The organism is Nocardia wallacei (assembly GCF_014466955.1).
GTDB lineage: Bacteria > Actinomycetota > Actinomycetes > Mycobacteriales > Mycobacteriaceae > Nocardia > Nocardia wallacei.
Genome location: NZ_AP023396.1, coordinates 775,301 through 800,198 on the forward strand (window position 1 = coordinate 775,301; position 24,898 = coordinate 800,198).

The window sequence follows — 24,898 nt, forward strand, 5'->3', positions numbered from 1 at the left end:
GTGCATCTCGGGCACACCCGGAGCAACTGCCGGGCGTTTCGCCACGCCCGGCGCGGGTATCTCGGGAGTGCCCACGCCACGCGCGGAATGGGGCCGCGAAACCCGTGCCGAGCAGGAGGGACGATGTCCGACAACAACTCTCGGGGCGATCACACCGTGCTGCCGACCCAGGTCGGTGACGACCGGTCGGTGTTCGACAGATTCGCGACCGTGGTTGCGGACCGGGTCTCGCAGGCGTGGTTCTTCACCGGCTGCGCGCTGATCGTCGTCCTCTGGGCGCCCACCATCCTGCTGACCGATCTCGACACCTGGCAGCTGATCATCAACACGGTGACGACGGTCATCACCTTCCTGTTGGTCGCCCTGCTGCAGAACACCCAGCGCCGCGCCGACGCCGCCGTCCAGCAGAAACTCAACGCGATAGCCGACGGCCTCGCCGATCTGATGCAGGCCGTCGGCACCGACAACCCCGAACTCCAGCAGGACCGTCGCGAACTCCTCGCCGCCGTCGGCCTGGAGTACCGCGAAGGCGCCGACTGAACGGAAGGCGGCCATACGGGAATCGGCTTGCCCGCGTACGGAGTTGGGCCACTCCCGAAGGTCGGCGCCGGACCTGGCGGTTACTCGGCGAGCTGAATCGCGCTCGCCGCGTGGACGATCAGGCCATATTGCCCTCGTAGCAGAGGGAGCCGGTGCGCCAGGTCGCCTCGGGGCGGGCCGTTCCCGCGCCGAAGTGCCAGCCCGCTACGGGCCCGGCGGCCTTCCAGAACAGCCGCCCGTCGGCCGCCCGGACCACCTGGTAGATGTCGTCGGTGCCGGGGATCAGCTGGTAGCCGCTGCAGTAGTCGTTGTACGAAGTGCCGGGCTGGCGGGCTCCGGCGCTGAACCGCCCGGTGGGATCGGTGCGGGCTCCCGGGTTGGCGACGGTGTCGTGGCGATCGGTCGATGCTCCGGCGAACCAGTACGGCGCGCCGAGATTGTCTGCCCCGCAATGGTATTCGCGGCCACCGGCGACCACGGTCGTGCCGGGGTGATGCGCGACGCCGTCCCAGGCGCAGGCCGCGGGGTGGATCGCCGCGATGTGGGAATTCGCCGCGGCCGGACCTGTCCCCAACCCCAGCCCTCCGACGATCATCGCCGCGATCGCGGTGAGTGTGAACGTTGCGCGAGGAACATGTGCCATGACTCTCGCCTCTCTGCTCGCCGTTGAGCAATCTACTATCTACGTACGTAAATAGTAGATTACGAACGTCGCATCGCGCCACGTCATGAGTGCCACAGTCGACCGCGGATCCGGTCCGGCCGGACAGGATTCGGACCGTCGTGGCAATCGGCGCCGTGTCATGTCCGGGACGGTTCCGGTCCTCGGTGCCACGCCGGTATTTGCGCGCGAATCAGGGGATGCGGGGTGATCATGGAGGTATGTCGAGCGACCTCGCCGCCTTCGTGCGCGGACTGCCCAAGGCCGAACTGCACCTGCACCTCGAGGGCACGCTGGAGCCGGAGCTGAAATTCCGGCTGGCCCGTCGCAACGGTATCGAGCTGCCGGAACGCACGGTGGACGAGGTGAGACAGACCTACGACTTCCACGACCTGACGTCCTTCCTGCAGGTCTACTACCCGGCCATGCGGGTGCTCCAGCGGGCTCCGGACTTCCACGACCTCGCCTACGAATACCTGCTCCGGGCCCACGCCCAGGGCGTGCGGCACGTCGAGATGTTCTTCGACCCGCAGGCCCACACCGGCCGCGGCGTCTCCTTCGACACGGTGATCGGCGGATACCGCTCGGCGATCGTGCGGGCGCAGCGCGAGGTCGGCATCTCGGCCGAGCTGATCCTGTGTTTCCTGCGCGACCACTCCGCCGAATACGCCATGGCCACCTTGCTGGAGGCGCTGCCGTACCGGGGTTGGATCATCGGCGTGGGCCTGGATTCCGACGAGCGCGGCAACCCGCCGAGCAAATTCGCCGCCGTCTTCGAGCGCGCCCGGCACGAGGGCTTCCAGCTCACCATGCACTGCGACATCGATCAGCAGAACTCCCTCGAGCACATCCGCCAGGCCCTCGAGGACATCGCCGTAGACCGTATCGACCACGGCACCAACATCGTCGAGGACGAGCGCCTGGTGGAGTTCGCGAAGTCCAGGGGCATCGCCTTCACCTGCTGCCCGGTCTCCAACTCGTTCGTCACCGCGCAGATGAAATCGGCCGAGATCACCGGACTGCTCGAGCGCGGCGTGACCGTCACGGTGAACAGCGACGACCCCGCCTATTTCGGGGCGTACGCCGCCGAGAACTACACGGCCCTGGCCGACCAGGCCGGGCTGGACTCCGGGCAACTGGCCGAGCTGGCCCGAAACTCCTTCCGCGCCTCCTGGATCACGCCGGCGCGGCGCGAGCGGTATCTCGCCGAGATCGACGAGTACGTCGACCGCCACCGGGCCGATCGCGCGACTTGACGAGTCGCGGGGTGCGATGCCATTATAAATATGGGAGGCACCGGAAATCGGGTGCTTATTTCTTTGCGTCTCTAGACATCTCCCTGTTCTGGGTGTAATTTGGGTCTTCGCGCCGGGGCGCGTCCTGTCCGACTCTCGAAATACTCCACCGTGGAAAGCGGCACTGTCCGTATGCCGCTTTTCCCGCGTTGCCGTCGAGTCGGGCCTGGATGGCGTCGGGCACGGCGCGCCATGAAAACGCCCGCAGGTCAAGCAGATACCGTGACGAAGGACGCATCTTGGCAGTCTCGAATCAGACCATTCCCGGCGCACCGAAGCGTGTCTCTTTCGCGAAAGTCCGTGAGCCACTGGAGGTCCCGGATCTCCTGGACGTGCAGAAGGAGTCGTTCGGCTGGCTCATCGGCGCGCCCGCCTGGCGGGCCCGTGCGGCCGCGCGCGGCGCCTCGCCGGTCAGCGGATTGGCGGAGGTACTCGAGGAGATCAGCCCCATCGAGGACTTCGCCGAAACGATGTCGCTGTCGCTGTCCGATCCCCGCTTCGAGGAGGTCAAGGCCCCGGTCGAGGAGTGCAAGGACAAGGATATGACCTACGCGGCGCCGTTGTTCGTCACCGCGGAGTTCATCAACAACAACACCGGTGAGATCAAATCTCAGACGGTCTTCATGGGCGATTTTCCGATGATGACCGAAATGGGCACTTTCGTCATCAACGGCACCGAGCGCGTGATCGTCTCGCAGCTGGTGCGCTCGCCGGGCGTCTACTTCGATCGCACCACCGACAAGGCGACCGACAAGGACCTGCACGCCGTGCGGGTCATCCCGTCGCGCGGCGCGTGGCTGGAATTCGACATCGACAAGCGCGAAACCGTCGGCGTGCGCATCGATCGCAAGCGCCGGCAGCCCGTGTCGGTACTGCTCAAGGCGCTCGGCTGGACCAGCGAGCGGATCGCCGAGCGCTTCGGCTTCTCCGGGATCATGATGACGTCCCTGGAGAAGGACAACACGGCGGGCACGGACGAGGCGCTGCTGGACGTGTACCGCAAGCTGCGGCCGGGCGAGCCGCCGACGAAGGAATCGGCGCAGGCCCTGCTGGAGAACCTGTTCTTCAAGGAGAAGCGCTACGACCTGGCTCGCGTCGGCCGATACAAGATCAACAAGAAGCTCGGTATCCACCCCGGCGAGGCCGAGGGCCCGCGGGTGCTCACCGAGGAAGACATCGTCACCATGATCGAATATCTGCTGCGCCTGCACGCGGGTGACAAGACGATGACCGCCCCCGGGGGTATCGAGGTTCCGGTCGAGGTGGACGACATCGACCACTTCGGCAACCGCCGTCTGCGCACCGTGGGCGAGCTGATCCAGAATCAGTTCCGCGTGGGCCTGTCGCGCATGGAGCGGGTGGTGCGCGAGCGCATGACCACGCAGGACGTCGAGGCGATCACGCCGCAGACGTTGATGAACATCCGGCCCGTGGTGGCGGGGATGAAGGAGTTCTTCGGCACTTCGCAGATGTCGAATTTCCTCGACCACCGCAATCCGCTGGCGAGCCTGACACAGAAGCGCCGGGTGTCGGCGCTCGGTCCGGGCGGCCTGAGCCGCGAACGCGCCGGTCTGGACGTGCGCGACGTGCACTACAGCCACTACGGCCGCATGTGCCCGATCGAGACGCCGGAAGGCCCGAATATCGGCCTGATCGGCTATCTGTCGGTGTACGCACGGGTGAATCCGTTCGGTTTCATCGAGACGCCGTACCGAAAAGTGGTGGACGGCAAGGTGACCGACGAGGTGGTCTACCTGACCGCCGACCAGGAAGACCTGCATGTGGTGGCGCAGGCGAACGAGCCGCTCGATGCCGAGGGTCGATTCGTGGAGCGGCGTATTCCGGTGCGCCGCAAGAACTCCGAGGTCGAGCTTGTCGGTGTCGACGAGGTCGACTACATGGATGTGTCACCGCGCCAGATGGTCTCGGTGGCGACCGCGATGATTCCGTTCCTCGAGCACGACGATGCCAACCGTGCCCTGATGGGCGCGAACATGCAGAAGCAGGCCGTGCCGCTGATCCGTACCGAGTCGCCTCTGGTGGGCACCGGTATGGAGTTGCGCGCGGCGGTGGATGCCGGTGACATGGTCGTGAATGAGAAAGCCGGTGTGGTCGAGGAGGTTTCGGCCGATTACATCACCGTCATGCACGACGACGGCACGCGCCGTAGCTACCGCATGCGGAAGTTCTCGCGGTCGAATCAGGGCACGTGCGCCAACCAGCGTCCGATCGTGGACGAGGGCCAGCGGGTCGAGCAGGGCCAGGTGCTGGCCGACGGTCCGTCCACCGAGAACGGTGAGATGGCCTTGGGTAAGAACCTTCTGGTGGCTGTGATGCCGTGGGAGGGGCACAACTACGAGGACGCGATCATCCTGTCGCAGCGCGTGGTGGAGGACGATGTGCTGACCTCGATTCATATCGAGGAGCACGAGATCGACGCCCGTGACACCAAGCTGGGTGCCGAGGAGATCACCCGCGACATCCCGAACGTCTCCGACGAGGTCCTCGCCGACCTCGACGAGCGGGGCATCGTGCGCATCGGTGCGGAGGTGCGTGATGGTGACATCCTCGTCGGCAAGGTCACGCCGAAGGGCGAGACCGAGCTGACGCCCGAGGAGCGCCTGCTGCGGGCGATCTTCGGTGAGAAGGCGCGCGAGGTCCGTGATACGTCGCTGAAGGTGCCGCACGGCGAGTCCGGCAAGGTGATCGGTATCCGGGTGTTCTCCCGCGAGGACGACGACGACCTGCCTCCGGGTGTGAATGAGCTGGTGCGTGTGTATGTGGCGCAGAAGCGCAAGATCCAGGACGGTGACAAGCTCGCGGGTCGTCACGGCAACAAGGGCGTCATCGGGAAAATCCTGCCGAAGGAGGACATGCCGTTCCTTCCGGACGGCACCCCGGTCGACATCATCCTGAACACCCACGGTGTGCCGCGTCGTATGAACATCGGCCAGATCCTGGAAACCCACCTCGGCTGGATCGGCAAGGCGGGCTGGAACATTCAGCTCACCGACGGCACACGGCCCGATTGGGCGCAACGCCTGCCGGAGGAATTGCTGTCCGCCGACCCGGACACCAATATCGCCACCCCGGTATTCGACGGCGCCCGCGAGGAAGAACTGGCCGGGCTGCTCGGTTCCACGCTGCCCAACCGCGACGGTGAGGTCATGGTCGGGGCGGATGGTAAGGCGACGTTGTTCGACGGTCGTTCGGGTGAGCCGTTCCCGTATCCGGTGGCGGTGGGCTACATGTACATCTTGAAGCTGCATCACTTGGTGGACGACAAGATTCACGCGCGGTCGACGGGTCCGTACTCGATGATCACCCAGCAGCCGTTGGGTGGTAAGGCGCAGTTCGGTGGTCAGCGCTTCGGTGAGATGGAGTGCTGGGCCATGCAGGCCTACGGCGCCGCCTACACCCTGCAGGAACTGCTGACGATCAAATCCGACGACATCGTCGGCCGCGTCAAGGTCTACGAGGCGATCGTCAAGGGCGAGAACATCCCCGAGCCCGGCGTCCCCGAATCCTTCAAGGTCCTCCTCAAGGAACTGCAATCCCTCTGCCTCAACGTAGAGGTCCTCTCCGCCGGCACCACCATCGAACTCCAGCAAAGCGACGACGAGGTAGACCGCACCGCCGCCAACCTCGGAATAACCCTCTCCCGCAACGAATCCCCCACAGTGGACGACTTGACGGGGTAACCGTCAACAAGCAGCAGCGGCTCCACCGACGGTTCCCCCATATGGAGCCGCTGCTGTAAACACCTGCGGCTCTAGCAGTCTGCTAGAACCGCCCGTCGTGCACCTCCTGAGCGAACGCATCCCATTCGCCGGGGGTGAAGGTCAACACGGGGCCAGTGGGATTCTTCGAATCTCGAACGCCGACATTGCCCTCGGGCAGCCAAGCGACCTCGAGGCACTGGGAGCCGCTGGCGCTGAAGCTGCTTTTGAACCAGCCCGCGTGGGACAGGTTCGCCTGCACGCTATGCACCCTCGTGCTGGGCGTCGCGAATCGCAGCGGTGAATGCATCCCACTCGCTAGGCGTGAAGGCCAGTGCGGGGCCGGAGGGGTTTTTCGAATCTCGAACTCCTACATCACCGTTCGGTAGCCAAGCGACCTCGACACACTCTGTCTGGCCGCCGCTATGGCTGCTCTTGAACCAGTTGACTGCGAGTGGGTTCCTGGTCATGCCGCGTAACTCCTAGCTGTCCGTCGGAGCAGATCCCGCGTCCCTGGCTCATCCAAGGCCGTGCTTCGTATGGCTGTGGCAATGCCATGGTAGCGCCGGACGTCGTCGTCGTGTTCCAAGTACAAGTCGGCCTTACCGCCGCCCTCGCAATAGACGACCGGTGGCTCCACCGGGCGACCGTTCGCGTCTCTGCCGAAATCGATAATGGTGAACGGCCCGTGTACAAGCCCCCAAGTGCAGCCGGCAGAGAATGGAGCCATCCGTACGGAAACGTTCGGTCGCTTGCTGAGTTCGGCGACCTGCCGCAGCTGCCCGGCCATGATTCGTGGGCTGCCGATCAGGCGATGGATCGCTGATTCGTGCAACAGCACCTCCAACCGAACGGGATCGGCCTTTCGCGTCACGATTCTCTGACGCTTCATACGCAGCTCTACCCGCCTCTCGACGTCCTCGCCGCTGCTGTAATAGCTGCCTATCAACGCCTTCGCGTAGTCGGGCGTTTGCATCAGCCCCGGCACGATCTCGTGGTACGTAATGATGTGCTGTGCAGACGCTTCCAGGCCGACGTACATGTTGAAAGTGGGATCACTGTACAGACCGCTGAATGCGGTGTACCAGCTCTTGACCTGGGCTTGCTTCGCCAGCTCGAGTGTGCGCGCGGTGTCGCCAGGGCCGACTTCGTACAGTTCGCACAGCGATCGTATGTCGATGATCTTGAACTTTTTCACCCCGCCCGTCTCCAGGCGTTGTAGCGCGGTTTTACTCAGTGCGACCAGTTGCGAGGCTCGGGACAAAGACAGGCCGCGGCCCTCTCGTGCTTCACGGAGAAACCGCCCGAGTTGTCGTAAGGCGAGTGTCGATGCTTCATCGTCGCTGATCATCTGATGGTTGCTTCCTGTGTCAAAAGCGGACCGATGGAGAGCCGAACGCGGACCGGACTGCATACCGAACGCGGACCACGTCCTGGCGTTTTGCGTCAATTTGATGCGGATCGTCCGAGTTTGCCGATCTCTCGTCCAGCGCGTGATGTGCTGTGCCCGGCGTCCTTGGTAGCGCGCCAGCTGTGTGCCGACAGCTGGACCGTTGCCTCAGCTTCTCACCCGGACGCCCAAAATCCAACACACTCATCAGGTTTCGGGGAGTAACCATGGCACGAGAAGATCGTGGCGGCGGGCGCGTCGATCCAGCGGGTATCTGCGGGCTGGCGGAGGTGGAGTCGGCGCATCGGCTGATGCGGCGGCACCGTGGGTGCCGCGTCGAGCATTGCGAGTGGAAGCGGGTCGCCTACCTCACGCTGGTGCTGCACGGCCGGATCGCGCCGCAGGAGCTGGGGCCGCGCGAACGCGCCTACCAGCGGGGCATTCCGTTTCCGGAGATCGAATTCACGACGGACCCGCCTACGCTGCAACAGGTTCTGGATGGGCTGACGCGATTGGCTATGCCCACGCTCTACCCGACCGACGAGCGTGAGGGGGATCCGCGATGAGCCCGTGGGAGTCGATACACAGCATCCTCGCGGTGGTCGGGGCGGGATTGTTCGCGGTGGTCGCCGTGGGGTGCGTCTGGCCGGTTGTCCGCCCTCGCCACGACGCACCGGCACACCGCCCCGGGCGAGCACACGGCCCACTGCGCACCTACGAGTGGCCTATGGACTGGACCTGCGACCTTCCGAATCGCCCCCTCTCCCTGCGAGATGCGCACCGCGCGATGCAACTGCACCGCGAACACGACTGCGCCCGCAAACGAGCCGCCTTCGCCATGCTCGTCGCGCACGGCCACATCGTCCCGGATTCCACACGGCTGCACAGCCTTCGGGGGAGCCAGCGATGAACGTCGATCGACCGCGCCCTGCCCCGCGAGGCACGCGATGAATGGTTACCGTCTGTGCCCGGTCTCGCGTGACCCGGCTCGGGAGCGGGTGCGGAGGCTGTCGGCGCGGGCCGAAAACGCTGGGTATTACCTGGTTCGGCAGTCCGCGCCGCCGTACGAGTGGAAACTCCTGGACGCGTCGGACGGCGAGCCGATACTCGTGGCTGCCACCCTCGATGCCGTCGAGCGCTGGTTGAACAGTTGAGCGGGCGTGCGGAAATCGGTTGTGCGGGAAGGCGGACTCTGGCCTCATGGAAGCACGATGAGCAGAGTCAAGACGCAGCGTCCAGGAGTCGCCCGCACGGTGGGCGACGGGATGAAGCTGCACCGGAGGTCGATGCGGTTGGACGGTCACGTCCACACCGTCATCTCGTTGCGTCCTGGCACGTCGATCAGGTTCAGCACAAATCGTTTCCACGACACCTGGCACCTGCTCTCCGACGAGCGCGGTTCGAAGCTGCTGGCGCATCTCCTGTGGGGCATGAGCTTTCAGTCCCGCCCGGGGACGCTGGTGGTCGTCGACCGTCCGTTCCTCACCCCGACCCCGTTCGACGCCGACCCGGCCGACCCGATCGTTCTGGTACCCGGGTGGTGCACTCGACTCGGCCCCCGTGCGGCACGAGACCTGGTGCGGCGCTTGCCGTTACGCTCCGCACCGGAAGGAACCGTACGCTGGCGCACCCACGGCTTGGCCGCCGCAGGCGACGACGCGTACCTCCCGTACCGGACGCCGGAGCGTGGCCACACCCGACGCCTGTCCGGCGCGATCGTGGTCACGCCCTCCACCCCGGCGGAATGCCGCCACTGGGCCGCGAGCGCCCTGGCTCTCGACACCACCCGATATCCCAGCGACCACACCTACCTCGGCCCCTGGGACCACGGCCACGAGGGCGAGATCCAGATCTTCCGAAACTTCCACCGCATGGTCGGCACGGCCCGCCGCGCCCGCCACGAGGTCTTGCACCGCCCGACCGCTCCCACCGACCCGAACGCGCTGCGAATCGCCGTGTGGGACAGGGCGGATGTGCTCAACGGCACCGCCTACCTCCACGTACGCGTATGGCGGGACAGCGAATGGCAACTGGGCCATTACGCCGCCCGTTGGCTCGCCGCCGCCGTGGTCCACTCCCTGGCGGATCTCGAACAAGTCGGTGCGATCGAGACCTACCGCCGCCTACAAGCCGCCGGAATCAAGGGTCTCACCACCCGAATGCTGTGGGCCCTCGACGCCGCCGTACACGGCCACACCCACCACAGCGTCACGCCGCAGCGCAAACGCGAGCTACTGGCGGAACTTCGCTCATCGCAGTAGCCCGGCTCCTCGCAACCCGTGAGTCAACCGGACCCGGCTCGCTGGGCAGATGCGGATCTGCTCGGCGATGACCAGGAATACGTCAGTCGGAGCGCGTTTCGATGATCGACCGGAATGTGGCTGCCACGTGCTGGCGGAACCATCGGTGCGCGGCATCGGCGTCGGTGCGGGGATGCCAGGCCATGCCGATCTCCAACGGCGGCAGGTCGAGGGGGATGGCGAAGGTGCGCATGCCGAGGCTGCCGATGGTGGAGTTCCAGTGCGCGGTGGTCAATGCGACGAGATCGGTGGAGCCGGCGAGTAACAGGGCGCTGGTGTGGTTGGGCACGACAACTCGCACTCGGCGGCGCATGCCGCGCGCAGCCAGGGCGGTATCGATCGGGCCGTGCGTCTTGCCACGTCGTGAAGTACCGATATGGTCCGCGTCGGCGAATCGGCGCACGTCGATCTCGGCGTCGAACAGTGGGTTGTCGCATCGTGCCACGCCCAGTAGCTCGGTTCGGGTCAGCGACGTGTGGCGGGTTTCCGGGTCGAGGTGTCCCAAGACCCCGAGTTCGAGGTCGATGTCGCCACGCCGGAGCCCGTCGGTGTCTTCCAGCGCCTCCGGCATGAACACCACGTCGACGCCGGGAGCCTCGTCGTTCAACCGCCGCAGGAGCGGTTCGGTCAGACTGGATACGAACAAGTCCGCGGCCTGAACGGTGAACGCTCGTCGCAGTGTGGACGGATCGAATTGCGTTCCCGGACCGAGTATCTCGTCAGCTTCGGCGAGCAGTGCACTGAGCTTCTCGCGGATGTCGAGCGCGCGCTGAGTGGGTACCAAGCCTTGGCCCGCTCGCACCAGCAGCGGGTCGCCCGCTTGCCGGCGCAGCCGGGCGAGTGCCCGGCTGATTGCCGGAGGCGAGGTGCCCAGGCGCTCGGCCGCCCGCGTGACGCTGCTCTCCCACAGCAGGGCATCGAGTACGCGAAGCAAGTTGAGGTCCACTACGAGCAATCCTTAACACCTGAGATAACTATTCATTCTCAATAATTGCATTGTTCGCAAGGGACCGGCGATGAAGTCTGGAGCGTGCCGCAGAACTCACCGAGGAGTACGCCCATGAACACGGAATCGCCGCGTGCCGGTCGCGATGGTGACGTCCTGGCCGTCGTCAGCCAAAGCGGCCCGACGGTCACCTTCTTCGATGTCGCGACCGACAGACCTCTCGGCGTGCTCGAGCTACTCGCCGAGCCGCACGAATTGTGTTTCGATGCCAGGCACCGAATGTTGTGGTGCACCAACACCTACTACTCGGGCTATTACCACGCCAACCAAGGGCGTCGCACCCACCTGACCGTGATCGACCCCGACGCGCGGCGCATCGTCGACCTGGTCGATCTGGCACCCGAGCATGCCCCGCACGGATTGGCCCTCGACTGCGTCCGTAATCGGCTCTACGTCAGTGTCGAAGGCGATGACGACCGTCCCGGCGGCGTTGTCGTGATCGATACCGAGACCCGAGAAGTGTTGGGCCGCATGAGCACCGGCGCGCCAGGCCCGCACTGGTTCGCTATCGACCCCGCCGGCGAGAAGGGCTTCGCGACGAACAAGGAGGCCCCTTTCGTGTCGGTCCTCGACTTGCGGACCGGAGACCTCGTCAAGGTCGATGTGCCAGGCAGCGAAGGGCTCGCCGTCTCGGCCGACGGCAGCGAGGTCTACGTCGCCGCGCCCTACGGCTCGTTCACCGGGAATGCGGCGCAGAGCCGCCCGGCCAACGGAATTCGTGTCATCGATACCGCGACCTGCCGCGTGGTCGATGTGCTGGCGACCGAACATGTCGTGTTTCCGGTCTGCCACACCGCCGACGGCGTGTTGTTGGCCGCCGAACTGCGGATGACACCGGGAGGGCCCTCGGCATTGGGCAGCCATGTGCCGGGGCGGCTCAACGCCTTCGACACCGCCACGCGGACACGCATCGCGACCGTCGAACTGACGGGTCGATTCCCGCTCACCATGACCGCATCCCCCGACGGTCGGCTCGCTTACGTCGCCGCGGTGACCTCGTCCACCGTCGACATCGTCGACCTGCACAGCTGGCGGGTCCTCAAATCGCTCGATATCCCGAGACGCGGCGAGCCCGGTGCGCACGGACTGGCCTACATTCCCCGCCCGAACTGAGCATGGCGATGAACCTCGACGACATCGCCCGTCGGCTCGACGCGGCGCGCGAAACCCGCACAGCGCTCACGTCTTTCAGTGCTGCCGACCCGACGTTCGACATGACGGCGGGCTACGACGTACAGCGCCGCCGCCGCGCCGGGCGCACCGTCGCAGGCTGGAAACTGGCATTGACGTCACGCGCCAAGCAACGCCAGGTGGGCGTCGCAACACCGCTCTACGGATTTCTGGACGCCGGCGACGCCCTCGATCCCGGCCGGCCGGTGGACGTCGGATCCCTGATCGCGCCACGGGCCGAGCCCGAACTCGTCTTCACGATGGGCGACGACCTTGCCGGACCTCACACGACCGCGGCGCAGGTGCTCGCCGCCACCGACTCCATCGCCGCGGGTATCGAACTCATCGACTCCCGCTACGTCGACTACCGGTTCTCCCCGGCGGATCTCATCGCCGACAACACCTCGGCCGCAACATATCTCGTCGGCCCCGGTCGCCCGCCGCAGGACCTCGACCTGCCGGTGCTCGGAGTCGTACTGGCGAACAACGGGCACATCGTCGACACGGCAGCGGGAGCGGCGGTTATGGGTCATCCCGCAGCTGCCGTCGCATGGCTGGTGCGGCAGTTGCACATCCAGGAAGGCTGCGGCCTGCGCCGTGGCCAGGTCGTGCTCTCCGGGGGCCTGACCAGCGCGGTGCCGGTCACCGCCGGTGACACCGTAACCGCCCGGTTCGCCCACCTCGGCGCCCTCACCCTCGACTGCAGGTGACAGACAGTAGGCGACGACCCTCACCCGTCTCCGCCTCAGCTCGCTGCTTTGCAGCACCCGCCACATCTTTCTGGGGCGCGGGCGGGGCTGCGGGGGTGCTGGTACGCAGCAGATCGGTCAACAGCTCCGCGGTGTCGCGGTGGCGGAACTTTGCTCATCGCAGTAGCCCGGCTCCTCACAACCGTGAGTCAACCGGACCCGGCTCGCTGGGCAGATGCGGATCTGCTCGGCGATGACCGGGAATAGGTGAGTCGGAGTGCATTTCGATGATCGACCGGAATGTGCTTGCCACGTGCTGGCGAAACCATCGGTGCGCGGCATCGGCGTCGGCGCGACCGATTCGGCCCGGGGGCAGGCGTAGGTTATGCGTGTCACAATGACGCCGGAAATTACCCGCCGATCGCATATCCGAGAAGGTCCTTTGAGCGGCGCATCCGGTTCCCTGCCGAACCACATCGACGAGATCGAGGGGTGGTTCTACCCCACGGACCATTACCTTTTCGACTGGGTACTGGGCCGCCATGACGCGGCGTCGGGCGATTTGGTCGAGCTCGGCGTGTATATGGGGAAGAGCGCCATCTACATGGGACGACATCTGCGTGAAGGAGAGACGTTCACCGTCTGCGACCTGTTCGACACGCCCGCTCCCGATACCCGGACCGACAAGGAGATGCGGGTGTACTACTCGACGCTGACCCGGGCGAAGTTCGAGCAGAACTACCTACGCTTCCATGACGTTCTCCCCGTGATCGTCGAAGGTCCGACAGCGATGCTCCCTTCTCGCGTGACCCCGCAGAGCTGTCGGTTCGCCCACGTCGACGCCTCCCATCTCTATGAGCATGTCAGCGCGGACATCGACATCGTTCGCGATCTATTGGCACCGGACGGCGTCGTTGCTATCGACGACTATCGCAGCCCGCACACTCCGGGCGTCGCGGCGGCCACTTGGGAGGCTGTGCTGAACAAGGGGCTGCGCCCGATCGTGGTATCGGAAAGCAAGTTCTACGGTACGTGGGGCGACGCCGATCGCATCCAATTCGATCTGCTTCCATGGTTGTTGGCCCACCCACAACTTGGCGCCGAAGTCCATCGCGTTCTGGGGCACGGGCTGATCCGCGCGCACCACCGATAGACCAACCGGACTCGCCTCAGCTCGCTGCCTGCAGCACCCGCCACATCTTTCTGGGGCGCGGGCGGGGCTGCGGGGCCGCGTATTCGATTCGACGGCGCGCTTCGTGGGTGCTGATACGCAGCAGATCGGTCAACAGCTCCGCGGTGTCGCGGTAGCCGGTGCCCGCGGCGAGGCCACGGCGCTCGGCTTCGGCGACGGCCGCGCGCATGGCGGCATCCAGCCGTCTCCGGCGGCGCTCGGTTTCGACGAGGGTGCGCAGCAAGTCGACATCGGCCACGTCCTGCCATCCTGGTGCTGGAGCATGCGGCGCCAGCGCGGTCGAATGTATGTTCACGCGGAACAGGCTACCGCACATAGAACATATGTTCGACAGTCCTGTCCAGCCCGTCGAACTTTCTGGCAGGGTTGCTCGGTTTACGCTCCGCGCACAAGATCAGGAGGGAGACGCGCGTGGCCATGGGGCACCGCGAGATCGCCGCCATGATGCGCGCCGACAGACCGCTGCTGCGGCATACAACACGATCAGACCACGCCGAACACTCGGCGACCGAACACCCAGCGTCGTCCATACCGGTCGCGACCAGCGCACAACCGCTCGATAAGCGGCAGCGCAGGACGTCTCGGGGCATCGGGCGACGACGTTGTCTCGAGCGGCGACCGAGATAGGGTTGGGTCGACGCCAGGTGATGAGTCAGGACTGGAGATGCCTCGCAACAGACGTCCGCAGGATCGGGAAGAGAAGCGTGCGGAGATCGTGGTGGCCGCTCGGCGGTTGTTCGTCGAGGAGGGATACGACGCGGCCTCGATGGCGCGGATCGCTCGCGACGCCGGAGTGGTGTCGAACACGCTGTACTGGTACTTCCAGGACAAGGACGCGGTATTGATCGCGGTCCTCGACGCGGTGCTGGCCGACTCGATGGCCGCCTACCGGGAAGTGCTGGGCTCGGGGCTGGCTGATCGGCTGTTGTGGCTGGTCGAGGAATTGGAGCAGCTGGGGCGGTTGGTGAGCACGGTGCACACGCGCGCCGAGGAGTCCACGGCTATCCGGGAATGGCACGAGCAGTTCCACGCGCTGGCCGAGGGATTGTTCCGGGCTGAGCTGATCGAACTCGGTGTGCCCGGTGACGACGTGGATTCGCTGGTCGCGATCGGCGTTTTCGTTGTCGAGGGCTTGCTGACGCATCCGGCGGAGCCGGCCCAGCGGCGCGCGGTGATCGAAACGCTGCTGAACAGCGCTCGCGGTCTCGCCGCAGCCGCCTGAGTGCCTGATCTCCGCGCGTCCACCGGCGCGCGGTGACCTACTGCGTGTCGTGTGCGGTGTAGTCGAATTGCCTTGCCAGGAAAGAGAGTTGGTCACGCACGGCGCGATCGAAGTGCTCGCCGACGTAGATGTCGAAGTGGTCGCAGGGGTAGTTCTGCACGTGCACGTGCGCCAGGCCACGCGCGCACCGCTCGGTGGTCTTCGCGGGCGCGGCCGCGTCGTTGTCGCAGACACACAGCAGCGTCGGGGTGCTGAAGCGAGCCAGGGCGCGACCGGGCCGATCGAGCGGAAGGCGCAGCACCAGCCGTGCGGCCAGGGCGTTGGCGGCATCGAATTCGCCGTCCGGGCCGCGCAATACACCCCATACGCTGTCGCGTCCGACACCGGACGCGGATGCTCCGTCATCGTCGATCTCGGTCAGCTCGATGTGCTTCGATACCTGAGCCCGCACCGACGGCAGCCGTTTCAACACTGCGCTGGTGCGTCGCGAGAGCCGTGTCCCCGCGGGCAGGAGCGCGGAGGCACCGGCCAGGGCGTCGGGTGAGGCCACGAACGCGGGCATCCAGGACGTCCCCGTCATCGGCACCAGGATCGGCTTCGCGCCGAACCAGGAACCGACCGTGTCGAGGATGCCGGCCACTGTCAGGGCTACCGCGCTGAGCGGATTGGTCCGGATGCGCGACCACAGCGATGCCGGTCCGTCGGTGAAGGGGCACTGGGCCACGACCGCCGCGATACGGGTGTCTTCGGAGGCGACCTGAAGGACATGTCCGCCGCCGAAAGAGCTGCCCCACAACGCGACCCGATCGACATCTACCTCCGGTAGCGTGCGCACGAAGGCCACAGCGGCATGCCAATCGGCGCGTTGCCGGCCGATATCGAGGAGCTGGCGCGGCGCCCCGCCGCTGGCTCCCAGGTGACGATAGTCGAACACCAGCACCGACCAGCCCGCCTCGGCGAACCGTTCCGCGTAGGCATCCAGGCGCATCTCCCGCACCGCGCCGAGCCCGTGCCCCATGATCACCATCGGGCGCGGGCCGTTCACGTCGGGCGCGGTGTACAGCCATGCCGCGCACTCGTCCTGGCCGGAGGGAAACGAGACCTCACGCCGCCGCACCGCTACCGTCTCACGCCGATCGGCAGACTCACTGATTCCCATGACTCGCGTCCTCCGCTTCACCACCGCTCTTCTTGGACGTCATCCAAGAAGCAGGCCGTGGCTACAGTAAGGGTTTCTTGGACGTCAGTCAAGAAGTCGCCGGGGTCACGGATCTGCCGCTGGCGGCAACCCGAACCCGCCATTGCGCTGGGTCTATCCGCTGAGGCCCAGCAGGGCCCGCATCGGCCGCAGCGAGATTCACACCCGTCACACCGGCCGCTCGGCCCCGATCATCCTGTGTTGTCGCCATACGCCGACGAACAACCTCATGGGCCGCGATACCCAGACGGAAAAGACATTGGTGGGCGGCGCCGACCACTGATAGCCTGCCGGAGGCCGGGCCTGAACATGAGGAGGTGGTACCCGTGAACGCAGTATCGACGTGGGTGCTCCCCTCCGGGGTCACGGTCGGGCGATAGGTCGTCCGGGAGCGCCGTACCAGTGCACTCCCGAAAGGCACGACCATGTATTTCACATCCGAACAGCGCCTCGACGACGACATTCTCGAGCGGGAATTCGCGCTCGGGGAGATCCCGGGCCTGCTGTGGACTCCGCCCGCTTCCGGACCGGCGCCGCTGATTCTGCTCGGTCACCCGGCCGGACTCGGGCTGCGAAAGATGTACCCGCGCTTGCTGTCCCGGGCCCGGCACGCCGTGGCGGAGGGCTTCGCCGCGGCCACCATCGAACACCCTTGGAACGGTGACCGGCCCCGTCCGGCCGCAGTCGAAGAGGTTCGCGCCGACCTGCGCCGGAGGCTGGCGGCCGGCGAGCCGGTCGATGACGAACTCATCGACCGGCTCATCCTCCCGCTGGTCGACGAGTCGGTCCCGGAATGGCAGGCCACCCTCGACGCCCTGCTCGCGCTGCCCGAAATCGGTGGCCCGGTGGGTTATTCGGGCGGTGTGATCTCCATCGGCACCCGGTTGGCGGTGGTCGAGCCGCGCATCTCCGCGGCAGTGCTGTTCGCCGGCAGTTTCGTGCCCCGCGCCATCATCGAGGAGGCCCGCCGGGTCGCCATTCCCCTGCTGGTCCTGCTGCAGTGGGACGACGAAGGAAACGACCGGCAACGGTCCCTGGACCTCTTCGACGCCTTCGGCTCCAAGGAAAAGTCGTTGTACGCCAACCTGGGCGGGCACGCCGGCGTCCCGCAATTCGCGGGAGAGGAAGCGAGCCGGTTCTTCGCCAGGCACCTGAAGTGAGGGCGGGCGGCCGGGCAGCGGCAGGCACCGCCCTGCTCGGCCGCCATAGGACACCGCGCCACTGAAGTCCCTGCGCCCCAGTCGAATCGATATCAGAGCGCATCTGAGAACTGGGATGGCCCGATCCGTTCTTGCACCGACCGTTCAGATCGTCGAACGCAATGACGGCATGGATCATCAGTCCGTAACTGCGAGCGAGAGGACGGCGGCGTGCGACTGTGAGATCAACACGAAATCCGCGAAGAGATTCGCGTAGTAATCCCGAGGGACGATCTCGACTTCCACCGCGATCCGAATCTCCCCGAGGTGGAGAGATATCGCCTCGATGAGCCCGTGGATCAGCACATCCAGCTCCGCGTCGTCGACACCCGGATGCCGAGAGCCCATGGGTAACAGCGCACCCCGGAAAAGTTGTGGCCAGCGAGATGCCGGTTTGATCGGCCGGACAGAGCGAACTGGGTGGTCCACCATTCGTCGCACGACGTCCGGCAACGGTTCTCGAAGCGGTCCAGTGAGTATCCCGTGTTGTCGGTTCCACAATTCGCGCCCCGACCACGCCGCCACCTCACCCGCGCCGGGTGAATCGTTCCTCTACCCGCGGCCGAGGTCGCGTAGTGCGTCGATGACTGTTCGGGCGGCGTTGGAGGGGGTGCGCTGGGCGTCGTGGGCGATGCTGAGCTTCCATGGGACCGGGGTGCGCGCCTGCTCGCTGTATTCGACGCCGGTGAAGTGCCGGGCCACCGAACGGGGCACCAGGACGACGCCGAAATCCTTGGCGGCCAACTCCAGTGCGAAGATCTGGTCCGCCACCTCGATCACCGGGCGGCGGTTGGGGTACAGCTCGTCCGCGATCGTCCGGATGCCCCAGCCAGGCGGGAAGTCGATGAAGCGGATGCCGTCGAGGTCGTCGGCGCGGTACGGGCGTCCGGCGAGCGGATGGCCGGGCGCGGTGCACAGCACCAAGGTCTCGGTACTGACGGAATGCGTTGTGATGCCGGGGATTTCGTCGCTCATCCCGGCCAGCAGCGCGATATCCATACTGCCGTCGCGCAGACCCGCGATATTCCCGGCGACGCCCGAGGTGCTCTGCCGCATCTGCAGTGTGACCCTGGGATGGCGGCGGTGCATCTCGGCGATCACCGCTGCCAGGTCGAGCGCGCGGATGTTCATGAGGTTGCCGATCACGACCTCGCCGCGGACCTGCCCGCGCGTGCGGTCGATCGCGTCCACGACCTCCCGCCGCGCCCGCAGCATCGCCCGCGCCGGACCGACCATGGCCTGCCCGGCCTCGGTGGGCTCGAGCGCCCGCGGCATCCGATCGAACAGCCGGGCGTCGAGTTCGTGTTCCAGCTTCGCCACGCTCGTCGACACCGCAGACTGCACCATGTTCATCGACCGCGCCGCCGCCGTGAACGACCGCCGCTCGTAGCAGGCGAGAAAGCATTCGAGCTGCCGTATCTCCACCCGGCAACACTATCTATTCTCTGGATGGTTCGATCGAATTCCATCGCTTCGATTGATCGCCTCGAGATTCCTGGTGTTCCTTCCGGAACTTCCCCGGCGGACAACCGAATTCGTTCTTGAACGCATGAGCGAACGCGAATCCGTTGGCATAGCCGATGTTTCGGGCAATCGCGGCCAGCGGCTCATCGGTGTCGCGCAGCTGGCGGGCGGCCAGCGTCATGCGCCACCACGTGAGGTAGGCGATCGGTGTCCGCCCGACCAATGTGGTGAATCGCCGGGCGAAGGTGGCTCGCGCCAAGCCCACCTGGTCGGCCAGCGCGGCGACCGTCCAGCCGTGACCGGGCCGGCGGTGGATCGCACGCAGCGCGGCGGCGACGGCCGGATCACGCAGCGCGGCAGCCCATCCCCCGGCGCCCCCGCTGTCGGCTCGCTCGTCCAGCCAGCTGCGCAGGATGTTCAACAGCAGTGCGTCGAGCAACGCGCGCAGCATGGCGTCGCGGCCGGGTTGCTCACGCCCCAGCTCGATGTCGAGCAGATCGACCAGGGTTCCCGTCGGGGTATGACGAGTCGTCGGCGCGGGCAGGTGGATGGTCTCCGGCAGATCCGCGAACATCGGATGCGTCCGGCTCCGATCCAACAGGTAAGCGCCACAGAGCAATACAACTCCGCCGAGCGGTCCCGGCGTCCGGTTCACCGCTGTCGGTTCCACCCCGCGCAGCGATGTCGCCGCGGAGCCGAGCGGCGTGGCGGGATCGTCGGCCAGCGCGTGCGGATGTCCGCCGGAAAGGAACACGATGTCACCCGGCCGCAGGGCGATCGGGTCACCGGCTGCCGGGTAGAACCAGCACGCGCCCTCGAGCACCACATGGAACCCTGCCGCGTCGACCGGCGGGAACCGCACACCGAACGGGGCGCGGTGCACGACGCGGGCCGCGTGCGGATCACCGACCCGCATGGCCGCGACGACATCCGACAATGGGTCCATTCGGTAAGAGTATCCAAGAGCGCGGTGACTGAGACTGATTCATATCTATTCGATACTTCTGCGCATTGAACGTCTCGACGAATGAGCCCTAGGTTCAATGTGTCGCACAGCTCGGGCGACCTTCACTCGGATCAGGAGTCGAAATTGCTCATCACCGTCACCGGCGCCAACGGCTATCAGGCCGGACTCGTCTTGGCCGAGTTGTCTTCCCACGAGGTGGAGATTCGGCTCGTCGGCCGCGACGCGGACCGGCTGGAAACCGCGGCCACCAAGGCCGGGTGCACCCGCGCCGACCGCCGGGTGACCGCGTTCGACGACCACGCGGGCCTGGTCGCGGCGCTCTCCGGCAGTGACGCGGTCATCAACTGCGCCGGTCCGTTCACCGCCTCCGGCGCCGCGGTCGTCCGCGCGGCCATCGACGCCGGCGCACACTACGTCGACACCGCGGGCGAACAGCTTTATCTGCAGGCCATTTTCGACACTTTCACCGACGCTGCCCGAACAGCCGGCGTGACGGTGGTGCCTTCGGCCAACGACGGCTGCCTGCCCACGGATCTCCTGGCCCATCTGCTCGCGGAGGCGGCCGGGCCACTGACGGAACTGGTGGTCAGCCACATCATCGTCGGTGGCAGTTCGTCCCGCGGCACCCTGCGGTCGGGCCTGGCGACCATCGACGCGATCACCGCGGGCGGACTGACCTATCACGACAGAGCATGGCGCACAGGGATTCCCGCGCGGCATTCGAACATCACCTTGCCGGACGGGGAAGTCCTGGCCATGGCCAAGATGCCGACGTGCGAGGTGATCACCATTCCGCGCCATGTCCAGGTCGACCATGTCGAGGCCCTGGTGGAGGCGGCCCTGATGGACCAACTCGCCGGGCCTGTCGCGGCCGGGTTCATCGACAGCCTCCCCGCGGGCCCAACCCCGGACGAGCGTGCGGGCCAGCGTTTCACCTACCTGCTCGACGCCGTGAATCGGCGTGGACGCCGGGTCCGGGGCGTGATCCAGGGCAAGGACACCTACGGCTGCACCGCTATCGTCGCCGTCCGAGCGGCCCGACGGCTGGCGGCGGGTGACGTCCCGGCCGGGGTGCTCGCTCCGGCACAGGCATTCGATCCCGCCGAGTTCCTCACAGCGCTGACCGGCCCGGGGCTGACCTGGTCGATCCACAACCAGCAGCCATGATGAGACTATCTATTCTGTAGATAGCCATATCGAAATTCATCGCTTCCATTGATTGCGTCCGCATCGGACGATGGTTGCCGTGAGTATTTCGACTGCCCCTCCGGCCGCCGGGCTGACGCGCTCGGTTGTCCTGGTCTTCGCGATCACCGCCGGTTCGTCCGCCGGTTGCCTCTACTACCTGCAGCCGCTGCTGCACGAGGTCGCGGGTGAGCTGTCGATCTCGACGGCCACCGCCGCTGTGGTGGTGAGCGCGGCTCAGGTCGGCTATCTGGCCGGGCTCGCCCTGCTGGTGCCGCTCGGCGACTTCCTGGAACGCCGCCGCATGGTGCCCGTGCTCTTGGCGGCTTCGGTTGTCGCTCTGGCCGTTTCGGCGGCGGCGCCGAGCCTGCCCGTCCTGCTGGTGAGCGTGTTCGCCACCGGCGTCACGGCCTCGGCCGCGCAGGTCGTGGTGCCGTGGGCTTCGGCGCTGGCCGAACCCGACCGGCGCGGGGAGATCGTCGGCACGGTGATGAGCGGGCTGCTGCTGGGCATCCTGCTGTCGCGGGTGCTGGCCGGTGCGATCGCGCAGCTGGGCGGATGGCGTGCGGTGCTGGTGGTGGCGGCCGGTATCCAGTTGGTGATGTCGGTGAGCGTGTATCTGCTGGCGCCCGCGACCGGCCGGGCGGCGCGCGTCCCGGGTGGGTCCGGTGAGCGGTACCCCGAGGTGCTCGCCTCGATCGTGACGCTCATCCGCGTTCATCCGGTGCTCCGGCATCGGATGGCGCTGGGATTCCTTGCCATGGCGTGCTTCTCGGGCGTGTGGACGGCGATCGCGTTCTTGCTCGCCGGTGCGCACGCGGCTCCGTATCACTTCTCCGAGTTCGCGATCGGGTTGTTCGGGCTCGCCGGTGTCGCGGGCGCACTGGGCGCTCCGGTCGTGGGACGGCTGGCCGACCGCGGAAAGCTGCGCGCGGTAACGACTTTCGTGTGGATCGTCGTACTGATCAGCTGGGCGCTGCTGGCCTGGGGCGGCCACAATGTGATCGCCCTGGTGCTGGCGCTACTGGTCTTCGACTTCGGCATCCAGGGCATCCAATTGTCCAACCAGAGCGCCGTCTACGCCCTCGACCCGGCCGCCCGCAGCCGCCTCACCACCGCGTACATGGTGACGTATTTTCTCGGTGGTGTGGCGGGCTCGGTGACGGCCGGGTGGGCCTACCAGACCGGTGGCTGGTCGCTGGTGTGCGAGATCGGCACTGCCGCAACGGCTCTGGGGCTGGCACTGTGGGCGCTGTGCGCCCGCCGCGCGAACACCCGCGCCCCGGAACCGGCCTCAGCCCACACTCCGGACGACCCGCGGATCATCGTGCCATCCACAGGGAAGTCCGCAGGTCGGCTGGAGCGTGATCTCCACCCGACCGCCCATGAACGTACGGACGATCTCCGAAGCCTGCGCCGGGTAACCGCACCGTGCGCAGGTGCCGAAGTAGTCGAGAGCGTCGCGGACGGTGGTGTGGATCGGCGCGGTGGTCATGATGCTCCGTCGGTGGCCGGCGGCACCAGGCCGCGGGGCAGGATCAGCGGGAGGTCGTTGTAGGTCAGGATGCCGGGCGGCGCGGCGACCACGGCGGGGATGGCATTGATCACCGGCATGGCCGTCATGATGTGGCCGAGGGTCATGAAATCGGCGATGGTCTCGGCCTGGAAGTCCGGCGGCGGTAGGAAACCGATGACGTTCTTCACCGTCGGCCGGCCGTCGACCTGCAGGACCCAGCCGTCCTGATCGATCTTCCAATCGGGTTCCAGCGTCTGGCCTTTGCGCCAGCGGATGTCGATCTCGACCACTGTCCGTCCGCCCACCAGCCCCTTCCAGGCGGCATGCACGCCCGCGACGCAACCCGCCCCGATGGTCCACGAACCGAGATCGAGATCGGCTGTGGTGCGGGCGTAGTCGGTGTCACAGCGAACGTCGTCGAGTGCCACGCCGAGCGCGTCGGCGATCAGGCGCACGGCCTCGCCGAAGACGCCGGTGCCGTGGGCGGTCATCGCCGGGAGTTCCGGATCGTCGATGGGGCGGCCGAAGCCGACCGGCCGCTCCGTCGCGGGGGAGTCGTAGAAGGTGGTGTCGGCGGCCTCGAACACGGTCACCTTGTCGACCCGGTCGCAGATTCCGGCCGAGAGGATGGCCATCAGGTTGATATAGCCCGGACTGATGCCCGAGCCGAACATGGTCGACCCGCCGCGTTCGCAAGCTGCCGCGATTCGCTCGCGGCCCTCGCCCTGGTTGTGGCCGGTGATGAAGGAGGCCGTCGCCACGACATCGATTCCGGCGGCGAGGATGCGGACCAGTTCGTCCACATCTATCCACATCGGGTTGTACACAACGCAATCCGGCTGCAGGGCCAGCAACGCGTCGATGTCGTCGGTGGCCTCGACGCCCAGTGGCGCGATGCCGCACAGCTCACCGACGTCGCGGCCGGACTTGTCCGGAGACCAGGCGTAACAGCCGACGAGTTCGAGGCCGGGATGAGCCGCGATGGCCCGGACCGAACTCTTGCCGACATTGCCCGTCGTCCACTGCACGACGCGGTGAACGCGTGGATCGGCCACGGTGCCTCCGGTAACCAGCTCAGCAGCCATGACCACTCCGTTCGGTACGTCAACGAGCGGTAATGACGTTATCATGAATGTAGTCTCAACAATCGAAAACCAGATGTTGCATATTCAAAATGGGAGAACAGTATTCTCAAACGGTGTCGGGAACTCCGCGGTCCAGGTCAGCCGTTACGGGCCGCAGCGCCGACGGCCGCCACCACGCCACCGTCCACCAGTAGATCGGTGCCCGTCACGAGGGGTCCTGGCGGCGGGCGATCGCGCGGCCCATTCCACCGGTACCGATGACTACCAGGACGTCATGAACCACGATCGCCTCCGTTCGCGAGACCGGGCGACGCTCGCCCGGTAACCAGATTCTCGCAAAATGGTAACCGTATATCGTCCGCTCACTCCGCCCGCAGGCCGAGCAGGTAGGTGGACAGATACTCCGCGAGAAACGGCGCCCGGATCTCCTCCGCCGGAGGCAGCATGATGAGCAGAGCGTAGAGGCCCGCCAGGAACGACACACCCTTGTGGAAGACATCGACGTCGGCGGGAATCTCCCCGCGTCCCTGGGCATTACGCAACTCCTCCACGACGGTGACGATCACCGGGTGCAGCAGCACCTCCTCCGACGGCGGCCGTGTGGACGAAAAGTGCAGCCCCAGGAAATCCTTGAACAAGCGGTGGCCCAGGCGGGTTTCGAGGTCCCGCAGCGATCGCAGCGTCGCGGTGAGCGTCGTCCGGACGTCGTGCGGTTCGGCGAAGCACTGCGCCAGGTCGGCGGCGATGCGGTCCTCCTCGCGCTTCTCCAGCTCGAACAGGACGTGCTCCTTGGTGGGGAAGTGGAAGAAGAAGGTCGCGTGCGCGACACCGGCCGCCGACACGATCGCGGCGATATCGGCGCCCGCCATGCCGTCGCGCTGGAACTCGGCCAGCGCCGCGCCCAGCAGTCGCTCGCGCGTCCGGCGGCCCTTCGTACCGCGCGTCGGCGGCTCGTCCTTCAGCACCTGACGTCGCTCTCCTCGGTTCCGGTTCCCCGGCGATTCTACGGCAGAGGAAACTGACTGAAATCAGAAAATTCTTCCCTTCCGGTGGTTCCGGGGGTTACCGTCACTGTGATGGGTCCCGTTGCCAGTCAGTGG

The 24,898-nt window shown here is 66.4% G+C and carries 25 protein-coding genes; 13 read left to right on the plus strand and 12 right to left on the minus strand.

What is annotated here, in order from left to right:
* Window positions 1–123: 123 nt before the first annotated feature.
* A complete protein-coding gene (locus NWFMUON74_RS03605) occupies window positions 124–540 on the plus strand; it encodes a low affinity iron permease family protein (protein WP_187686572.1) in 417 nt (138 codons plus the stop codon).
* 118 nt (window positions 541–658) lie between these two features.
* Here NWFMUON74_RS03605 and NWFMUON74_RS03610 read toward each other — a convergent pair whose 3' ends face one another.
* The gene (locus NWFMUON74_RS03610) at window positions 659–1,183 is read right to left on the minus strand and encodes a hypothetical protein (RefSeq protein WP_187686573.1); all 525 of its coding nucleotides are present in this window, start codon (window positions 1,181–1,183) and stop codon (window positions 659–661) included.
* A 239-nt stretch (window positions 1,184–1,422) separates the two neighbouring features.
* On the opposite strand from NWFMUON74_RS03610, the gene add reads away from it, so the two are divergent.
* Together add and rpoB are read left to right on the plus strand one after the other, a co-directional pair.
* A complete protein-coding gene (gene add, locus NWFMUON74_RS03615) occupies window positions 1,423–2,457 on the plus strand; it encodes an adenosine deaminase (RefSeq protein ID WP_187686574.1) in 1,035 nt (344 codons plus the stop codon).
* Between the two features lie 278 nt (window positions 2,458–2,735).
* Complete coding sequence (gene rpoB, locus NWFMUON74_RS03620) at window positions 2,736–6,197, plus strand: DNA-directed RNA polymerase subunit beta (RefSeq protein WP_232110822.1); 3,462 nt, start codon at window positions 2,736–2,738, stop codon at window positions 6,195–6,197.
* A gap of 82 nt (window positions 6,198–6,279) precedes the next feature.
* Here rpoB and NWFMUON74_RS03625 read toward each other — a convergent pair whose 3' ends face one another.
* The 3 genes from NWFMUON74_RS03625 to NWFMUON74_RS03635 are packed head-to-tail and all read right to left on the minus strand — an operon-like array spanning window position 6,280 to window position 7,566.
* Entirely contained in the window at window positions 6,280–6,477 is a 198-nt protein-coding gene (locus NWFMUON74_RS03625; protein WP_197986965.1) for a DUF397 domain-containing protein, read from the minus strand.
* A 1-nt stretch (window position 6,478) separates the two neighbouring features.
* Window positions 6,479–6,685, minus strand: coding sequence for a DUF397 domain-containing protein (locus NWFMUON74_RS03630; RefSeq protein WP_187686577.1), 207 nt, complete (start codon window positions 6,683–6,685; stop codon window positions 6,479–6,481).
* Window positions 6,682–7,566, minus strand: coding sequence for a helix-turn-helix domain-containing protein (locus NWFMUON74_RS03635; RefSeq protein WP_187686578.1), 885 nt, complete (start codon window positions 7,564–7,566; stop codon window positions 6,682–6,684). Before NWFMUON74_RS03635 ends, NWFMUON74_RS03630 begins: the two co-directional genes overlap by 4 nt.
* 266 nt (window positions 7,567–7,832) lie before the next feature.
* Here NWFMUON74_RS03635 and NWFMUON74_RS03640 point away from each other — a divergent pair, with 266 nt between their 5' ends.
* From NWFMUON74_RS03640 to NWFMUON74_RS03650, 3 genes are all read left to right on the plus strand, one after another.
* Entirely contained in the window at window positions 7,833–8,171 is a 339-nt protein-coding gene (locus NWFMUON74_RS03640) for a hypothetical protein (protein WP_187686579.1), read from the plus strand.
* Window positions 8,172–8,552: 381 nt separating this feature from the next.
* Window positions 8,553–8,759, plus strand: a complete 207-nt coding sequence (locus NWFMUON74_RS03645) for a hypothetical protein (protein WP_187686580.1) — start codon at window positions 8,553–8,555, stop codon at window positions 8,757–8,759.
* Between the two features lie 57 nt (window positions 8,760–8,816).
* On the plus strand, window positions 8,817–9,866 hold the full coding sequence (locus tag NWFMUON74_RS03650) for a TfoX/Sxy family DNA transformation protein (RefSeq protein ID WP_187686581.1): 1,050 nt from the start codon (window positions 8,817–8,819) through the stop codon (window positions 9,864–9,866).
* A gap of 82 nt (window positions 9,867–9,948) precedes the next feature.
* On the opposite strand, the gene NWFMUON74_RS03655 is transcribed toward NWFMUON74_RS03650, so the two are convergent.
* Complete coding sequence (locus NWFMUON74_RS03655) at window positions 9,949–10,851, minus strand: LysR family transcriptional regulator (protein ID WP_187686582.1); 903 nt, start codon at window positions 10,849–10,851, stop codon at window positions 9,949–9,951.
* A 114-nt stretch (window positions 10,852–10,965) separates the two neighbouring features.
* Here NWFMUON74_RS03655 and NWFMUON74_RS03660 point away from each other — a divergent pair, with 114 nt between their 5' ends.
* The 3 genes from NWFMUON74_RS03660 to NWFMUON74_RS03670 all read left to right on the plus strand — a co-directional run bounded on the left by NWFMUON74_RS03660 (window position 10,966) and on the right by NWFMUON74_RS03670 (window position 13,923).
* A complete protein-coding gene (locus tag NWFMUON74_RS03660; RefSeq protein ID WP_187686583.1) occupies window positions 10,966–12,024 on the plus strand; it encodes a beta-propeller fold lactonase family protein in 1,059 nt (352 codons plus the stop codon).
* 8 nt (window positions 12,025–12,032) lie between these two features.
* Window positions 12,033–12,791 carry a 2-keto-4-pentenoate hydratase gene (locus NWFMUON74_RS03665; protein WP_187686584.1) on the plus strand — a complete coding sequence of 253 codons (759 nt, stop codon included), beginning with the start codon at window positions 12,033–12,035 and terminating at the stop codon, window positions 12,789–12,791.
* 376 nt (window positions 12,792–13,167) lie between these two features.
* Window positions 13,168–13,923: a class I SAM-dependent methyltransferase gene (locus NWFMUON74_RS03670; protein WP_187686585.1), complete on the plus strand. Its 756-nt coding sequence runs from the start codon at window positions 13,168–13,170 to the stop codon at window positions 13,921–13,923.
* Window positions 13,924–13,939: 16 nt separating this feature from the next.
* Here NWFMUON74_RS03670 and NWFMUON74_RS03675 read toward each other — a convergent pair whose 3' ends face one another.
* A complete protein-coding gene (locus NWFMUON74_RS03675; RefSeq protein ID WP_232110823.1) occupies window positions 13,940–14,257 on the minus strand; it encodes a DUF222 domain-containing protein in 318 nt (105 codons plus the stop codon).
* 369 nt (window positions 14,258–14,626) lie between these two features.
* Between NWFMUON74_RS03675 and NWFMUON74_RS03680 the strand changes: the two genes are divergently transcribed.
* A complete protein-coding gene (locus NWFMUON74_RS03680) occupies window positions 14,627–15,184 on the plus strand; it encodes a TetR/AcrR family transcriptional regulator (protein WP_187686586.1) in 558 nt (185 codons plus the stop codon).
* A gap of 37 nt (window positions 15,185–15,221) precedes the next feature.
* On the opposite strand, the gene NWFMUON74_RS03685 is transcribed toward NWFMUON74_RS03680, so the two are convergent.
* Window positions 15,222–16,343 (minus strand): alpha/beta hydrolase, encoded by a 1,122-nt coding sequence (locus NWFMUON74_RS03685; protein ID WP_187686587.1) that lies wholly within the window; start codon window positions 16,341–16,343, stop codon window positions 15,222–15,224.
* Window positions 16,344–16,807: 464 nt separating this feature from the next.
* On the opposite strand from NWFMUON74_RS03685, the gene NWFMUON74_RS03690 reads away from it, so the two are divergent.
* Window positions 16,808–17,542, plus strand: coding sequence for a dienelactone hydrolase family protein (locus NWFMUON74_RS03690; protein ID WP_187686588.1), 735 nt, complete (start codon window positions 16,808–16,810; stop codon window positions 17,540–17,542).
* 177 nt (window positions 17,543–17,719) lie between these two features.
* On the opposite strand, the gene NWFMUON74_RS03695 is transcribed toward NWFMUON74_RS03690, so the two are convergent.
* The 3 genes from NWFMUON74_RS03695 to NWFMUON74_RS03705 all read right to left on the minus strand — a co-directional run bounded on the left by NWFMUON74_RS03695 (window position 17,720) and on the right by NWFMUON74_RS03705 (window position 19,991).
* Window positions 17,720–17,929, minus strand: coding sequence for a hypothetical protein (locus NWFMUON74_RS03695; protein WP_187686589.1), 210 nt, complete (start codon window positions 17,927–17,929; stop codon window positions 17,720–17,722).
* Between the two features lie 204 nt (window positions 17,930–18,133).
* Window positions 18,134–19,006, minus strand: coding sequence for a LysR family transcriptional regulator (locus NWFMUON74_RS03700; RefSeq protein ID WP_187686590.1), 873 nt, complete (start codon window positions 19,004–19,006; stop codon window positions 18,134–18,136).
* A 13-nt stretch (window positions 19,007–19,019) separates the two neighbouring features.
* Window positions 19,020–19,991, minus strand: a complete 972-nt coding sequence (locus tag NWFMUON74_RS03705; RefSeq protein ID WP_187686591.1) for an AraC family transcriptional regulator — start codon at window positions 19,989–19,991, stop codon at window positions 19,020–19,022.
* A gap of 144 nt (window positions 19,992–20,135) precedes the next feature.
* On the opposite strand from NWFMUON74_RS03705, the gene NWFMUON74_RS03710 reads away from it, so the two are divergent.
* The gene (locus NWFMUON74_RS03710) at window positions 20,136–21,179 is read left to right on the plus strand and encodes a saccharopine dehydrogenase NADP-binding domain-containing protein (RefSeq protein ID WP_187686592.1); all 1,044 of its coding nucleotides are present in this window, start codon (window positions 20,136–20,138) and stop codon (window positions 21,177–21,179) included.
* 79 nt (window positions 21,180–21,258) lie between these two features.
* Window positions 21,259–22,755, plus strand: a complete 1,497-nt coding sequence (locus tag NWFMUON74_RS03715) for an MFS transporter (protein ID WP_187686593.1) — start codon at window positions 21,259–21,261, stop codon at window positions 22,753–22,755.
* Here the strand turns inward: NWFMUON74_RS03715 and NWFMUON74_RS03720 are convergent.
* Both NWFMUON74_RS03720 and NWFMUON74_RS03725 read right to left on the minus strand, forming a co-directional pair.
* A complete protein-coding gene (locus NWFMUON74_RS03720) occupies window positions 22,689–23,798 on the minus strand; it encodes an NAD(P)H-dependent amine dehydrogenase family protein (RefSeq protein ID WP_187686594.1) in 1,110 nt (369 codons plus the stop codon). The two genes, NWFMUON74_RS03715 and NWFMUON74_RS03720, sit on opposite strands and share 67 nt — an antisense overlap.
* A gap of 362 nt (window positions 23,799–24,160) precedes the next feature.
* Window positions 24,161–24,763 (minus strand): TetR/AcrR family transcriptional regulator, encoded by a 603-nt coding sequence (locus tag NWFMUON74_RS03725; RefSeq protein ID WP_187686595.1) that lies wholly within the window; start codon window positions 24,761–24,763, stop codon window positions 24,161–24,163.
* Between the last annotated feature and the right edge of the window lie 135 nt (window positions 24,764–24,898).

Coding starts and splice junctions, on each gene's coding strand:
- NWFMUON74_RS03670 (WP_187686585.1), top strand. CDS start 13,168: ATGACGCCGGAAATTACCCGCCGATCGCATATCCGAGAAGGTCCTTTG.
- NWFMUON74_RS03695 (WP_187686589.1), bottom strand. CDS start 17,929: ATGGGCTCTCGGCATCCGGGTGTCGACGACGCGGAGCTGGATGTGCTG.
- NWFMUON74_RS03705 (WP_187686591.1), bottom strand. CDS start 19,991: ATGGACCCATTGTCGGATGTCGTCGCGGCCATGCGGGTCGGTGATCCG.
- NWFMUON74_RS03665 (WP_187686584.1), top strand. CDS start 12,033: ATGAACCTCGACGACATCGCCCGTCGGCTCGACGCGGCGCGCGAAACC.
- NWFMUON74_RS03630 (WP_187686577.1), bottom strand. CDS start 6,685: ATGACCAGGAACCCACTCGCAGTCAACTGGTTCAAGAGCAGCCATAGC.
- NWFMUON74_RS03640 (WP_187686579.1), top strand. CDS start 7,833: ATGGCACGAGAAGATCGTGGCGGCGGGCGCGTCGATCCAGCGGGTATC.
- add (WP_187686574.1), top strand. CDS start 1,423: ATGTCGAGCGACCTCGCCGCCTTCGTGCGCGGACTGCCCAAGGCCGAA.
- NWFMUON74_RS03635 (WP_187686578.1), bottom strand. CDS start 7,566: ATGATCAGCGACGATGAAGCATCGACACTCGCCTTACGACAACTCGGG.
- NWFMUON74_RS03610 (WP_187686573.1), bottom strand. CDS start 1,183: ATGGCACATGTTCCTCGCGCAACGTTCACACTCACCGCGATCGCGGCG.
- NWFMUON74_RS03605 (WP_187686572.1), top strand. CDS start 124: ATGTCCGACAACAACTCTCGGGGCGATCACACCGTGCTGCCGACCCAG.
- NWFMUON74_RS03720 (WP_187686594.1), bottom strand. CDS start 23,798: ATGGCTGCTGAGCTGGTTACCGGAGGCACCGTGGCCGATCCACGCGTT.
- NWFMUON74_RS03685 (WP_187686587.1), bottom strand. CDS start 16,343: ATGGGAATCAGTGAGTCTGCCGATCGGCGTGAGACGGTAGCGGTGCGG.
- NWFMUON74_RS03650 (WP_187686581.1), top strand. CDS start 8,817: ATGAGCAGAGTCAAGACGCAGCGTCCAGGAGTCGCCCGCACGGTGGGC.
- NWFMUON74_RS03645 (WP_187686580.1), top strand. CDS start 8,553: ATGAATGGTTACCGTCTGTGCCCGGTCTCGCGTGACCCGGCTCGGGAG.
- NWFMUON74_RS03680 (WP_187686586.1), top strand. CDS start 14,627: ATGCCTCGCAACAGACGTCCGCAGGATCGGGAAGAGAAGCGTGCGGAG.
- NWFMUON74_RS03690 (WP_187686588.1), top strand. CDS start 16,808: ATGTATTTCACATCCGAACAGCGCCTCGACGACGACATTCTCGAGCGG.
- NWFMUON74_RS03660 (WP_187686583.1), top strand. CDS start 10,966: ATGAACACGGAATCGCCGCGTGCCGGTCGCGATGGTGACGTCCTGGCC.